The organism is Collinsella aerofaciens (assembly GCF_028209395.1).
GTDB lineage: Bacteria > Actinomycetota > Coriobacteriia > Coriobacteriales > Coriobacteriaceae > Collinsella > Collinsella aerofaciens_AZ.
Genome location: NZ_JAQLDQ010000018.1, coordinates 1 through 13,608, shown reverse-complemented (window position 1 = coordinate 13,608; position 13,608 = coordinate 1). Strand labels below are relative to the sequence as shown.

Genomic DNA, 13,608 nt, shown 5'->3' with positions numbered 1-13,608 from the left:
GCTCAGTCCTCTCTCGTAATCGCGGCAACCGTCGCCCCGCAAAATGCAATTAAATCATCGGGTGCAAGCTCGAGCTGATAACCACGCTTGCCTCCCGAAATAAAAATGGTATCCCAAAGGACACATGTCTCATCAATAAGCGTCCGGTAGCGTTTTTTCATACCGACCGGGCTGCAGCCGCCGCGAACGTAGCCAGTCGCTGCAAGCAAATCCTTCACATGCATCATGGCCAAGGACTTCTCCCCAGCGGCACGCGCGGCGGACTTTAAATCGAGCTCGTCGGCAACAGGGATGCAGCACACAACATAGTCGTTGGACGGTGTCACACAGACCAAAGTCTTAAATCCTTGACCGGGCTCCTCGCCAAGCTGCTCCGAAATCGCGACCCCCAGGCCCACCGACTCATCGCCATCGTCTTCGTACGTATGTAGAACATAGGAAATGCCGGCGCTTTCCAGCTCGCGCATCGCATTGGTTTTTGGCGTCTTTACAGCCTTTGCCATGACATATCCTTTCCCTCGCATTCGGACGCAAGGATTAAGTATATGTCCAATTCGGCTGCATACGTCACTTCGGCACAGCAAGCGCCATCGAATCACAAGGAGTCGATGGCGCCCATAAACTGAATCGCCTATTTATTGAGCATCAAGTTGAGCTTGACGCTCCCGGTCACGCCTGAGCAACGGCGCCAAAAACTGGCCCGTATAACTCTGCGGACAGTCCGCAACCTGCTCCGGTGTGCCCGAAACCACGACGGTTCCGCCGCCGTTACCGCCCTCGGGACCCATATCGATCAGGCGGTCGGCAACCTTGATGACATCAAGGTTGTGTTCAATCACCAGCACTGTGTTGCCCGCATCGACCAAGCGCTGCAGCACATCGAGCAGCTGGCGGACGTCCTCAAAATGAAGGCCGGTCGTCGGCTCGTCCAAAATATAGAACGTCTTGCCCGTCTGGCGTCGATGAAGCTCCTTGGCGAGTTTCACACGCTGTGCCTCGCCGCCCGAAAGCGTCGTGGCGGGCTGGCCCAGGCTCACGTAGCCCAAGCCTACATCGTACAGCGTCTGGAGCTTTCGCTTGATCTGCGGGATATTCCCAAAGAAAGCCAGTGCCTCGGCCACGCTCATGTCAAGTACGTCCGAGATGGTCTTGCCACGGTAGGTGACCTCGAGTGTCTCGCGGTTGTAGCGTTTACCGCCGCAAACTTCGCAAGGAACGTAGATATCGGGAAGGAAGTGCATCTCGATCTTGATCTGTCCGTCGCCCTTGCACGCCTCACAGCGCCCGCCACTCACATTAAAGGAGAAACGACCCGGCGAGTAGCCGCGCGCCTTCGACTCCGGCGTACTCGCAAACAGCGCGCGAAGATCATCCCACAGGCCGATATAGGTAGCAGGGTTGGAACGCGGCGTGCGGCCAATCGGCGACTGGTCGATATCGATAACCTTATCGATACACTCGATGCCCTCGATTTTCTTATACGGACCCACAGGGCGCGTCGAACGGTGAATGGCGTTCGTAAGGGCAGGCGCAATGGTGTCGGTAACCAGGGAGCTCTTGCCCGATCCCGACACGCCGGTAACAACCGTAAGCGTACCAAACTCGATCTTGGCAGTAACGTTTTTGAGGTTGTTGGCTCGAGCGCCCGTAATTTTAAGGCAGCCGCGACCGGGCTTGCGCCGTTCATCAGGCACCCGGATCATTCGTTTGCCGGTCAGATAAGCGCCCGTCATCGACTCAGGACACGCCATGATATCGGCAGGCGTTCCCGCCGCGACTACGTGTCCGCCGTTGACGCCGGCGCCGGGCCCCATGTCGATCACGTAATCGGCGGCACGGATTGTATCCTCGTCGTGTTCGACGACGATAACGGTATTGCCGATATCGCGCAGGCGCTCGAGCGTCTTGATCAGGCGCTCGTTGTCACGCTGATGAAGACCGATCGAGGGCTCGTCCAGAATATAGAGCACGCCCATGAGACCCGCGCCGATCTGCGTTGCCAGGCGAATACGCTGTGCCTCGCCACCAGAAAGCGTCGCCGAGGCACGATCGAGCGTCAGATAGTCGAGTCCAACATCGACCAGAAAACGCAAGCGCTCCAGGATTTCCTTGACGATGCGCCCGCCGATAAACTGTTGGCGCTCGGTGAGCTCCAGGCCCTCAAAAAACTCGAGCGACTCACGGCACGACAGGCAACAAACCTCGTAAATGGACTTGCCACCCACGGTGACGGCGAGCATCTCAGGGCGCAAACGAGCGCCGTGGCAGCTCGAGCACGGTTCCTCGCGAATGTACTTCTCCAAGCGCGCCTTGGTGTTCTCGTTCGTCGTCTCGGTATAGCGTTCGTACAGGATGTTGCGAACGCCCGAAAACTTGGTATCCCACTGGCTGCGACGTCCGTCGAGCTTTTGGTAGTCGACCGAGATCTTCGTATCGCCCAGGCCATCCAAGAATGCACGACGCACGCGAGGGGGCAAGTCCTCCCACGGCGTATCGGTGCTCACCTTAAAGTGTTTGCAGACCGCAGCAAAAATCTGCGGATAGTAGTTCGAATTGCCAAACAGGCTACCAAAGACTCCGTCGGCAATGGACTTCGAGGGGTCCTCGATCAGCGCCTCGGCATCAACGGTTTTCTTAAAGCCCAGGCCGTCGCACTCAGGACATGCGCCATAGGGAGCGTTGAACGAAAAATCACGCGGCTGAAGATCGTCAATGGAGTGACCATGCTCCGGGCACGCCAAGGTCAACGAATACTCCAGCAGCTCGCCCTCGGTCCCCTCGGGAGCATCACGATCGGGCAGCATGTACACGTTTACATTGCCGTGAGCCAGCGCGGTCGCCTGCTCAACAGACTCGGCGATACGGCCCAGAGAGTTCTCACGGATCACGATGCGATCGACCACGACCTCGATATCGTGCTTGAACTTCTTGTCCAGATCGATCGGATCGTCGAGCGAGCGCACTTCACCGTCGACACGCACGCGGCTAAAGCCCTCGGCGCGAAGGTCCTCAAACAGTTTGGTGTACTCGCCTTTTCGCCCGCGCACCACCGGTGCCAGCACAAACGCGCGACGGCCCTCCCCCGCCGCCAAGACCTTGTCGGCAACCTGGTCGGTCGTCTGACGCTCAATGACGCGGCCGCATTCGGGACAGTGCGGGGTGCCCACACGGGCGAACAGCAGGCGCAGATAGTCATAAATCTCGGTTACGGTGCCAACCGTCGAGCGAGGGTTTTTAGACGTCGTCTTTTGGTCGATCGACACCGCCGGCGAAAGGCCGTCGATTGAATCCAAGTCGGGTTTGTCCATCTGGCCCAAGAACTGGCGCGCATAGCTCGAAAGACTCTCGACGTATCGACGCTGGCCCTCGGCATAGATAGTGTCAAATGCCAGCGAACTCTTGCCCGAGCCAGAAAGACCGGTAATGACCACGAGTTGGTCACGCGGAATGGAAACATCGATATCACGGAGGTTGTGCTCACGAGCGCCGCGAATAACGATAGAAGAATCAGACATGGAAGCTCCTTGCCTCCTATTGCATCGAATCATACTGCCGATGAGTTTAGCGCACTCGACGCGCACAGATGTTCGTAATACAAGATTCGCAGACCTTTAGCTTTGCGTATCGGGCGCTTTGTTTCTCGAAATGCCGTGGAAAGGTTACAGTAATCTAATACTGAACTTAATTTGCCGTAACAGAGGAACGTCCATGACCGAAGATATCCCCCTTGAAATCACTTCGAGCGACATGGCCAATCTGCCCATATTCATCGCCGTCCTTATCGTGGCCATCGTCGTGGTGCGCGTATATTTTTCAATCAAACACAATGAAAAGCCGCCCATTGCCCGCGTCTTTTGGTGCGCGACGCTCCTCATCCCGCTCGGCATGGTAGCTGCATGGATTACGAATCAATTGCTCGTAAATGAGGACAATTCCCTATGGGTCCTTTCTTATTCGGCGCTCGGTGCTACCGCCGTCATACTTCTTGTCGAGCCCTTGGTTTCGGGACTTATCGACCAAACCGACCTTGCGACGGGAACGGTTGCCTGTATTTGCCGCGACATCCTTGTCATCGCCGCTGTTTCAGCGCTCTCGTTCGTTTCAATCGAAATTGCCTGCAACGAAACGTTCTATCGCATTCCCGCCAACTCATTCGGGTTTTCCGTCGGGTTGCTCGCGACGGTTCTGCTCTCCCTTTATTTGCTGGGACAGCGTCATGGAGGCGTCATGGTCCTCGTGCCCGTCGTCTGTTGCGTCCTTGGCATTGCCGAGCACTTCGTCATAACGTTTAAAGGCGAAGCCATCCTGCCAAGCGATATCTTGGCCCTTGGCACCGCAATGGAAGTGAGCGAGGGATACGAGTTTACCTTTACCGCCGGAATCGTAACCTCTCTCGCCCTGCTGGAGATTTCCCTGGGGCTTCTTTCGCTCATCCGACCGCGAAAGCTCCGTACGCCCACCCATGTCTTCCCCGCTATCGCCGCTAACCTCTGTGCTTTTCTGCTAGTGACCGTTGTGGGGCTCTCAGGCTTTTCCAACATCGACTTGGAGCAGGCGCTGGATTTTGGATTTGACCGTTGGCAGCCCATCACCACGTATGCGTCTCAGGGTTTTATCACTTCGTTCACCGAAATGGTCAACGAGTTGCCCATTGAGAAGCCCGAAGACTATACGCCCGATGAGGCGCAGAGCATCGAGCAGGAGCTCGCCGCCGTCTACGACAGCACATATGGCTCGAGCGAACAGCGCGCGGCGGCCGTTGCCCAGTTCAATGAAATCAAGCCGACGATTGTTGCCATCATGAACGAGAGTTTTAGCGACCTTTCGTGCTTTGAGCAGCTCCAGGCGGCCGGGTACTCCGGCCCCGCATTCTACAACTCGCTTCCCGACACACTTGTTCGCGGCACCATGCTCGCTTCGGTCGCCGGTGGCGGAACGGCGAACTCCGAATTCGAATTTTTGACCGGAGCGACAACGGCCTTTGTCGGATTAGGCAAGATCCCCTATCAGCTGTATCAGATGAATGGCGTAAACAGCCTGGCAAAGGACCTTAAAGAGCTTGGGTATACCACTACCGCTATGCACCCGCAAAACCCCGTCAACTACCATCGAGATAAAATCTATCAGCAGCTGGGCTTTGGAGACTTTCTTTCAATCGGCGATTTCGAAGGTGCGCCCTATTACCATGCCGGCGTATGCGACTACGCCACCTACGACAAGATACTCGACCTGCTTAGAACCGACGAAGCGCCGCAGTTCATCTTTGACGTCACGATGCAAAATCACGGCGGCTACGACTATGGCACCGTTCCCGCCGAAGAGCTGACAAACTATTGGGTCGAGGGAGCCAGCGAAGGCGCCAACAGCGCGCTCAACACCTATCTCACCTGCATCAACGCATCCGACCGGGACCTCGAGTACTTTATCAACGAGCTCCGCAACATCGGCAGACCGGTTGTTCTTGTCTTTTTTGGCGACCATCAGCCGAGCGCCGCAACGACTCTCAACGACGAGCTGTACCCTCAGGAAGATACGGCAAGCCACGCTTTCCGTATCTATCAGTCGACATATCTCGTCTGGGCTAACTATGAGATCGCCGGCAATACCGAGCTCAACGTCTACGACACCGTCGGGGCAAACGAGATTGCAGCCATTACCCTTAATAAGATCGGCGCCCCGCTCACCAATTACCAAAAGGCCCTGCTTGCGACAAGGTCAGATGTGCCCACCATCAATGTCGCCGGCTATCTCGGTGCCGACGGGCTGCGCTACGACTTGGAATCGGAAGACAGCCCCTACGCCTCGACGATCGACAAGCTGCAGCGCATGCAATACCTCGAGTTCGCCAGCAAAGTTCAGTAAGCCCGCCCATTCGCTTGGGCCCATCGTATTGCAAGCACGCTCGGCCCAAACGCATCGCAAATGACTCCCGCTCGCAAACGAGGGTACAATGACGCTCGTGTCACATCGCGGGGCCCCGGCCCCAGCATATACAAAGGAGTCATACATGGGTTGCGAACACGCACAGGCCGCCGGCGGACAAACGTCGCCGTCGCAATTTGAGGAGAACACGCTGTCCGAGGTCAAGCGCGTCATCGCCGTGCTTTCCGGCAAGGGCGGTGTCGGCAAGTCATTTGTCACCGGTGCCATCGCCACCGAGCTTGCCCGTCACGGCCACAAGGTCGGCGTCCTCGATGCCGACATCACCGGTCCCTCTATCCCCAAGATGTTCGGTATGAGTGGACGCCACGTCCATGCCCTTGGCAACCTTATGCTGCCCGAAATCTCCGAGCACGGCGTCAAGGTCATGAGCTCCAACCTGCTGCTCCAAAACGAGACCGACCCCGTCCTTTGGCGCGGTCCGGTCATCGCAGGCGCCATTAGGCAGTTCTGGAGCGAGACCTCGTGGGGCCCCATCGACTACCTGCTGGTCGACATGCCTCCGGGAACAGGCGACGTCGCGCTCACCGTCTTCCAGTCGCTGCCCGTCGACGGCATCGTCATCGTCACGAGCCCGCAGGATCTGGTCTCGATGATCGTCGCCAAGGCGGTCAACATGGCCGAGAAGATGAACGTCCCCATTCTGGGCATTGTCGAGAACATGAGCTATATTGAGTGCCCCGACTGCGGCAAGAAGATCGAGGTCTTTGGCAAGAGCAAGCTCCCCGAGGTCGCAGAGCGCTATAACCTCGACATCTTGGGGCAGCTTCCCATTAATCCGGCACTCGCCGAGGCCTGCGATAAGGGCGAGGTCGAGACCGCGCTGCCCGATGGCATGTTGCCCAAGGCAGTCTCTGCCGTCGAGGCTATTACCCCGCACGAGACCGACGAGGCCTAAGTGAACGCGAGCGCCTTCTATGACGTCCTGGTAATCGGCGGCGGGGCTTCAGGCCTCGCCGCCGCCATTACGGCCGCACGCGTTGGCAAAAGCGTCTGCATCGTTGAGCGCGATGTCGCCTGCGGCCTTAAGCTCCTTGCGACCGGTAACGGCCGCTGCAACCTCTCCAACGAATCGATCGATCCTCAGCGGTATAACCACCCAGCATTCGTCACATCCGTCATGGGCCCCCAGCCCGAACAAGAGCTTATGGGTTTCTTCTCCTCGCTGGGTATCATGACAACCTCCGAGGAAGGCCGGCTGTACCCGCGCTCCCTTCGCGCCGAATCGGTGCGCGACGCGCTTCTCAACGTTTGCGACCGCCTAGGTATCACCTTAATCTGCGGAGCCTACGTTGCCTCGGCGCACAAAGCTTCCGAAGGCTGGGCACTCCAAATAGACCGTCCAGCGCGGGCGCTCAAGGCAAAAAAGCACGACGACCGAAAATCGGAGCTCCGCTCGCTTCGGAAAGCGCTCGCTGATGTCCCTCGCAAGAACGTGGCCCTGCAGGCACATGCCGTAATTATCGCCACGGGCGGCAACCCCACCGGTATCGCCGATACGTTTCGCCTCCCCCTCACTTCGCTGCGCCCCATCCTCTGCCCCGTATCGGCAACGGTCTTTGGCGATCGGGCGGCGCTCAAGACGTTGGATGGCCTGCGCGTCCGCGCCCGCTTGACGCTCGCCCGCAATCATAATGAGCTCTGGCACGAAGACGGTGAAGTGCTGTTTCGAACCTTCGGTATCTCGGGCGTCGCTGTCTTCAACCTCTCTCGTCGTATCCAGCACGGCGATACGATCCTGCTCGACGTTTTCCCCGACCTCTCCAAAGACGAGTTGCTCGATACGCTCAACCGGCGCGTTGAGCTGCTCGGCGGCTTTTCGCCCCGCGATCCCCGTTGGCTCGACGGCATGCTCGCCCCGCAACTCTCCCGCGTCGTCTGCACAGCGTTCGAGCAGTGCCATCCAGGCTCCAACGATGTCATCCACCTGGTCTCGATCCTCAAGCACTTTAAGTTGCTCGTCAAGGGAACAGCCGAGGAGCGCTCAGCGCAGGTCACGCGTGGTGGCGTATCTGTCGAGAGCATCTCAACACCCAGCCTACGCGCGCGCAGCGTTGTCGACGCCCCGCTTTACGTCTGCGGTGAAGCGCTCGACATCGACGCCGATTGCGGAGGCTTTAACCTTGCGTGGGCCTGGATCTCGGGCATTCGCGCTGCAAGCAGCCTGTAGCCGCGCAGTCTATAATCAAAAACGCATTCGGGCCGTCTGGGATACCGGACGGCCTCTTTCTTGCCTCTAAGGAGACCTCGATGATCGAAATCACCCAAGTCAACGCGTCGCTCGATGAAGCCGACGATGAAAATGCCTGTCTCATTGTTGGCAAGCGAGTCGCCAAGCGCGTCCTACGTTGCAAGGACTCCGAGATCAAGTCCATCGAGCTCCACCGCAAGTCAATCGACGCTCGCAAAAAACGAGACGTCCATTTTATCCTGAGCTTTCGTGTTGAGCTGACTAGTCCCCACCTCGAGCGAGAAGCGGTCGACAGCGTTGCCGAGCGTGACCGCTCGCGCGTACGCGCGATAGAAGACGATGAGCCTTCATTCCCCTCCCCCGCCTCCGACGTACCTCAAGAACGCCCTGTCGTTGTCGGCGCCGGATGCGCCGGCCTTTTCGCTGCGCTTACGCTCGCCGAAGCAGGTCTTAAGCCCTTGCTCATCGAGCGCGGCGACCCGGCATTTCGCCGCTCGCAGGCGATCGACCTCTTTCTAAAGGAGCGCATCCTCGACCCCGAGAGCAATATCCAGTTTGGCCTGGGCGGCGCGGGGACCTTCTCGGACGGCAAGCTCAATACGGGAACCAAAAATCCCGCCCATCGCCTTATCCTCGAAACCTTCGTCGAGGCGGGTGCGCCCCGCGATATTCTGTGGGATGCCAAGCCGCACATTGGCTCCGACATCCTTCCCACGGTCGTCACCGCTATATCCCAGCGCATCGAGCAGCTCGGAGGTGTCGTCCGTTATCGAACGAAGCTCGTCGACATTCGCATCGACGCGTCTGGCGCCATCACCGGTATTGATGTCCAATCGTCCCAAGACACCGCTTGCGAGCCAATCGAGACAAAGCACCTCATCCTCGCCTGCGGGCATTCTGCTCGCGATATTTTTGAGCTCCTTAAGGACCACAACGTGGTCCTCGCACAAAAGACCTTTGCCATGGGCGTTCGCATCGAGCATCCGCAGCGCGACATCGACCGAGCCCAATTCGGAGCCTCGGCGGGACATCCTGCCCTCGGAGCAGCCCCCTACAAGCTCGTCGCCCATCTTCCCAACGGCCGCAGCGTGTTCTCGTTTTGCATGTGTCCCGGCGGGCAGGTTGTCGCCGCCTCTTCCGAGCAGGGCCACTTGTGCGTCAACGGCGCCAGTCTCAATGCCCGCGACGGACGCAACGCAAATGCCGCCCTGCTCGTTAACGTCACGCCTGAGGACCTTCCCAACGATGACCCACTCGCCGGCATCGAGCTCCAGCGCGCCTGCGAGGCGGCCGCCTACCGCCTGGGCGGTTCCAACTGGAACGCACCGGCACAGCTCGTCGGAGATTTCCTCGCAGGACGCGCCAGCAAGGCGCCCGGAAAGGTAAAGCCCACCTATCCGCTCGGTGTGACCTGGACGGCAATTGACGAAGCCCTGCCGCAGCATATCGTCGAGTCGCTCCGCCTGGGACTTCCCCTACTTGGAAAAAAGCTACGAGGCTACGACCGCTCCGATGCTGTCCTTACCGGCGTGGAGACTCGCTCGAGCTCACCGGTCACCGTCACCCGAGACCGAACATGCCATGCCGTGTCGACCCCGGGCCTCTACCCTTGCGGTGAGGGAGCTGGATATGCCGGCGGCATCATGAGCGCCGCCACCGACGGCATCCGTTGTGCCGAAGCCCTGATCGCAGACCTCTAACGCACGAATTCCAGCGCGCAAAAGACGCATGCCCCGAGCTCCGCAGGGAACTCGGGGCATGTTCGCTATTTCTTAAACCGTGCACCCTGGCGTTTTCTGCCCGATGCGAACGTGGAACCCTTGCGAGCCTGCGAACGTAAGCGCTCGATCGTCTCGTCCTCAGACGCACCCTCGAGCATCGCCCGAATCTGAACGACGGCATCGCGCAGGCGCGCCGCCTCTTCAAAGTCCATGGCGGCAGAAGCGTTACGCATATCCTCTTCCATGGTTTCGACGATCCGCACGAGCTCGTCATGCGGCAGTTCTTCCAACTGCTCCGCAAGTGTCTGCTCGGGCGCCACCGTTTCCGGCACGCCACCCTCGCCCGACTCATCGGGCGTATAGAATGCGCCATGGCCAAGAGAGTCGCCCTTCGAGCGTCCCTTGGAACCCACGGTTTTTTCGGCCTCGGCAATAAAACTTGAGATGTCGTTGATGGCCTTGCGCACCGTCTTGGGCACAATGCCATGCTCTTCGTTATATGCCATCTGAATCTCGCGACGGCGCTGCGTCTCCTCGATGGCCTCTTTCATCGAATCGGTCACAACGTCAGCATACATGATGACTTCGCCATCGGCGTTACGGGCCGCGCGGCCAATCGTCTGAATCAGCGAACGGCGGTTGCGCAAGAAGCCTTCCTTATCGGCATCGAGAATTGCCACCAGTGAGACCTCGGGAAGATCCAAGCCCTCGCGAAGCAGGTTGATGCCAACGAGAACATCGATCTTGCCCTCGCGCAGCGTTCGCAGGATCTCGACACGGTCCATTGTCGCCGTATCAGAATGCATGTAATTGACCTTAATGCCCGCATCAAGCAGATGGTCGGTCAGGTCCTCGGCCATGCGCTTGGTCAACGTGGTCACCAGCACGCGCTCCTTGCGGGCAACGCGCTCGCGAATCTCGTCCTCAAGATCGTCAATCTGACCGCGAACCGGACGCACATCGATCTTGGGATCGAGCAGGCCGGTCGGACGAATAATCTGCTCAACATCGTTCTGGCTCACCCGCAGCTCGTAGTCGCCCGGCGTGGCCGAAACGTAGATGAACTGGGGGATCCTTGCCTCAAACTCATCGAAACGAAGCGGGCGGTTATCGAGTGCCGAAGGAAGGCGAAAACCGTGTTCCACCAGCGTCACCTTACGCGAGCGGTCACCTTCGTGCATGCCGCGAATCTGCGGCACCGTCACATGGCTCTCATCGATGATGCAGAGCATGTCCTTAGGGAAGTAATCGATCAGGGTAAACGGCGGCTCGCCCGGTTTTCGACCGTCCAGATGACGCGAGTAGTTCTCGATACCGTTACAAAAACCCATGGTCTCGAGCATCTCGAGATCATAGTCGGTGCGCTGCTGCAGACGCTGTGCCTCGAGCAACTTGTCGGTCGCCTTGAGCTCGGCCACACGCTTCTCGCACTCTTCACTGATTGATTTCAGAGCCGCCTTGACCTTCGGCTTCTCGGTCACGTAGTGCGATGCCGGCCATACGGGGATGGCCTCGTACTCACGAAGCATCTCACCGGTAACCTCATCGATCTCGGCAATAAGCTCAACCTCGTCGCCAAAGAACTCAAACCGCAACGGATGCTCGGCATAAGGCGGATACACGTCGACAACATCGCCGCGCACGCGGAACGTGCCGCGCGCTAGGTCATAGTCATTGCGATCATATTGAATGTCGATAAGTGCATGGATAAAGTCATCGCGCTCGAGCGGCACCTTCTTGTCGACGTTTGGAGCCAGACCCGCATAGTCCTCAGGAGAGCCAATGCCATAGATACACGAGACCGATGCGACAACGATCACATCGCGTCGAGAGAGCAGTGACGCGGTCGCCTGATGGCGCAGCATCTCGACCTCTTCGTTAATCGAGGAGTCTTTCTCGATATATGTATCGCTTTGCGGCACATACGCCTCGGGCTGATAGTAGTCGTAGTACGAGACAAAGTAGACCACAGCGTTGTTGGGAAAGAACTCTTTGAGCTCGCTCGCAAGCTGAGCGGCGAGCGTTTTATTGGGAGCCATGACCAGCGTCGGCTTCCCCAGGGCCTCAATAGTCTTAGCCATCGTGAAGGTCTTGCCCGAACCAGTCACGCCCAGCAAAACCTGATAGCGATCTCCGTCCCTCACACCCTGCACAAGCGACTCAATGGCCTTAGGCTGAGAACCTGCAGGCTCATAGGGAGACACGACCTCAAACGGCACCTCAGAGCCCTCAACGCCAAAACGTTTGAGCTCTCCTCCAACACGCTCAACTTCAAATTCCGCCATGGATACTCCTAACTCATATATCTGCAGTATACGCAGGCGGCAGGCATAGTCCTATACGAACCGATCGGGATAGAGGGTCTTGTAGCGAACCCAGGCATTATTGACACGAATCAGATACGCCTGCGTCTCGGGAAAGGTGATTGCATTATGAAGCGACGTGCTCTGCTGCGCCCATCCGTCGACATTGCCCATGCCGGCGTTATAGGCGGCAATGGCGCTGTCAGTCGACCCGTTAAAATACGTTAGAAGATACGAAAGATACGCACAGCCAAACTCGATGTTCGTAGCGGGATCGTTAAGGTTGTCGGCGGAATACTCGCTACCTTCGACAAGACCCTTGGCAATCATATCCTGGGCAGTCTCGGGCATCAGCTGCATCAATCCCCGAGCGCCTTGATTCGACTCAGCCTCGGGATCCCAATTCGATTCCGACTTTATGACAGCACACACCAGATATGGATCAAGATTGTGCGAAATGCTCGATTGCTTTACATACGCCTCGTAGTCAATTGGATACAAAGGCTTAAAGAAGGCGGCAGGAGCATACGAGTAGACGAGCGAAATAAAGCCGAAGACGAGCACAACGGCAAGTGGCGCAACGCGATACCACGTAAAGAAACGTGTCTTAGGCATCGGCCTCCTCCTTATCCGTTACATCCCCGAAGCCATGGCGCACAAGCCATGCGTCCAGTTGTTCAAAGAGCGAATTATCGCCTCCCGCATTATCGATTACCGTCGTAGCGAGATTGCAAAGCGAAGCCTCATCAGGTTGGCATGCAGAGCGAGCATCAAAATCAGAGGACTCCATACCACGATGAATGGCACGCTCGCGACGAACTGCCAAAGGAGCACTGATAACCAGAATTTCATCAGCCAGGCCAAAAGCATCCTCAAAACCAGTCGGGGCAGAAACCTCGACAACCGCAAAGGGATAACGGGGGGACGAAACCGTACAACAAACCGGATCGAGAATCCTAAGCGAAAGCTGTTCAATGAGAACGGGGTGCACAAGGCCATTGAGCCGTGCGACCGAATCAGGAGAAGCGAAAGCTCGAGAAGCGAGGATGCTGCGGCGAATGCCGCCCTCCTCATCCAAAATATCCCAGCCAAATTCTTCCGCGAGGGCATTGACGATATCGGAGCCTGGCACATACAGCGATTTGGCAAGCTCGTCCAGATCGATAAGCATGGCGCCATGAGATTCGAGATAGCGGCAGGCAGTCGACTTACCCGAAGCAATATTGCCCAAGACAAAAACGGTAAACATCAAGTCCTCCCTAACGCCAATGGGAGTTATTATCGCGCAAATACAAAAGAAGGACTCAAAATACAGCCAAACAGTAAGACAAGCTAAAAGAAGGCGAGTTCTTGTATTACAGCTCTTTATAAAACGCAAAAAAGGGGGAGGCCGCGAGGCCTCCCCCTTCTTCAAGTCATCAGACGGCTCGGTGCCGTCCACCGGTCAGCGGCG

The 13,608-nt window shown here is 57.7% G+C and carries 9 protein-coding genes; 4 read left to right on the top strand and 5 right to left on the bottom strand.

Annotation, left to right across the window (positions count from 1 at the left end):
- Window positions 1–2 precede the first annotated feature (2 nt).
- Window positions 3–503 carry a Cys-tRNA(Pro) deacylase gene (ybaK, locus tag PMW67_RS07385; RefSeq protein WP_006236166.1) on the bottom strand — a complete coding sequence of 167 codons (501 nt, stop codon included), beginning with the start codon at window positions 501–503 and terminating at the stop codon, window positions 3–5.
- A 132-nt stretch (window positions 504–635) separates the two neighbouring features.
- A complete protein-coding gene (uvrA, locus tag PMW67_RS07380) occupies window positions 636–3,515 on the bottom strand; it encodes an excinuclease ABC subunit UvrA (RefSeq protein WP_271739321.1) in 2,880 nt (959 codons plus the stop codon).
- Window positions 3,516–3,708: 193 nt separating this feature from the next.
- On the opposite strand from uvrA, the gene PMW67_RS07375 reads away from it, so the two are divergent.
- The 4 genes from PMW67_RS07375 (at window position 3,709) to PMW67_RS07360 (ending at window position 9,831) form a co-directional block, all read left to right on the top strand.
- Window positions 3,709–5,862 (top strand): LTA synthase family protein, encoded by a 2,154-nt coding sequence (locus tag PMW67_RS07375; RefSeq protein ID WP_271739319.1) that lies wholly within the window; start codon window positions 3,709–3,711, stop codon window positions 5,860–5,862.
- Window positions 5,863–6,007: 145 nt separating this feature from the next.
- The gene (locus PMW67_RS07370) at window positions 6,008–6,838 is read left to right on the top strand and encodes an Mrp/NBP35 family ATP-binding protein (protein ID WP_022094864.1); all 831 of its coding nucleotides are present in this window, start codon (window positions 6,008–6,010) and stop codon (window positions 6,836–6,838) included.
- Window positions 6,839–8,110 carry an NAD(P)/FAD-dependent oxidoreductase gene (locus PMW67_RS07365; RefSeq protein ID WP_117564881.1) on the top strand — a complete coding sequence of 424 codons (1,272 nt, stop codon included), beginning with the start codon at window positions 6,839–6,841 and terminating at the stop codon, window positions 8,108–8,110.
- Between the two features lie 80 nt (window positions 8,111–8,190).
- A complete protein-coding gene (locus PMW67_RS07360) occupies window positions 8,191–9,831 on the top strand; it encodes an NAD(P)/FAD-dependent oxidoreductase (RefSeq protein ID WP_117655644.1) in 1,641 nt (546 codons plus the stop codon).
- 65 nt (window positions 9,832–9,896) lie between these two features.
- Here PMW67_RS07360 and uvrB read toward each other — a convergent pair whose 3' ends face one another.
- Genes uvrB through coaE form a run of 3 tightly spaced genes read right to left on the bottom strand, consistent with a single transcriptional unit; the run spans window position 9,897 to window position 13,404 of the window.
- The gene (uvrB, locus tag PMW67_RS07355) at window positions 9,897–12,137 is read right to left on the bottom strand and encodes an excinuclease ABC subunit UvrB (RefSeq protein WP_089573604.1); all 2,241 of its coding nucleotides are present in this window, start codon (window positions 12,135–12,137) and stop codon (window positions 9,897–9,899) included.
- A gap of 51 nt (window positions 12,138–12,188) precedes the next feature.
- Window positions 12,189–12,770 carry a lytic transglycosylase domain-containing protein gene (locus PMW67_RS07350; protein WP_271739318.1) on the bottom strand — a complete coding sequence of 194 codons (582 nt, stop codon included), beginning with the start codon at window positions 12,768–12,770 and terminating at the stop codon, window positions 12,189–12,191.
- Window positions 12,763–13,404, bottom strand: coding sequence for a dephospho-CoA kinase (gene coaE, locus PMW67_RS07345; RefSeq protein WP_117564883.1), 642 nt, complete (start codon window positions 13,402–13,404; stop codon window positions 12,763–12,765). The genes PMW67_RS07350 and coaE overlap by 8 nt, the downstream gene beginning before the upstream one ends.
- Between the last annotated feature and the right edge of the window lie 204 nt (window positions 13,405–13,608).

Coding starts and splice junctions, on each gene's coding strand:
- ybaK (WP_006236166.1), bottom strand. CDS start 503: ATGGCAAAGGCTGTAAAGACGCCAAAAACCAATGCGATGCGCGAGCTG.
- uvrA (WP_271739321.1), bottom strand. CDS start 3,515: ATGTCTGATTCTTCTATCGTTATTCGCGGCGCTCGTGAGCACAACCTC.
- PMW67_RS07375 (WP_271739319.1), top strand. CDS start 3,709: ATGACCGAAGATATCCCCCTTGAAATCACTTCGAGCGACATGGCCAAT.
- PMW67_RS07370 (WP_022094864.1), top strand. CDS start 6,008: ATGGGTTGCGAACACGCACAGGCCGCCGGCGGACAAACGTCGCCGTCG.
- PMW67_RS07360 (WP_117655644.1), top strand. CDS start 8,191: ATGATCGAAATCACCCAAGTCAACGCGTCGCTCGATGAAGCCGACGAT.
- uvrB (WP_089573604.1), bottom strand. CDS start 12,137: ATGGCGGAATTTGAAGTTGAGCGTGTTGGAGGAGAGCTCAAACGTTTT.
- PMW67_RS07350 (WP_271739318.1), bottom strand. CDS start 12,770: ATGCCTAAGACACGTTTCTTTACGTGGTATCGCGTTGCGCCACTTGCC.
- coaE (WP_117564883.1), bottom strand. CDS start 13,404: ATGTTTACCGTTTTTGTCTTGGGCAATATTGCTTCGGGTAAGTCGACT.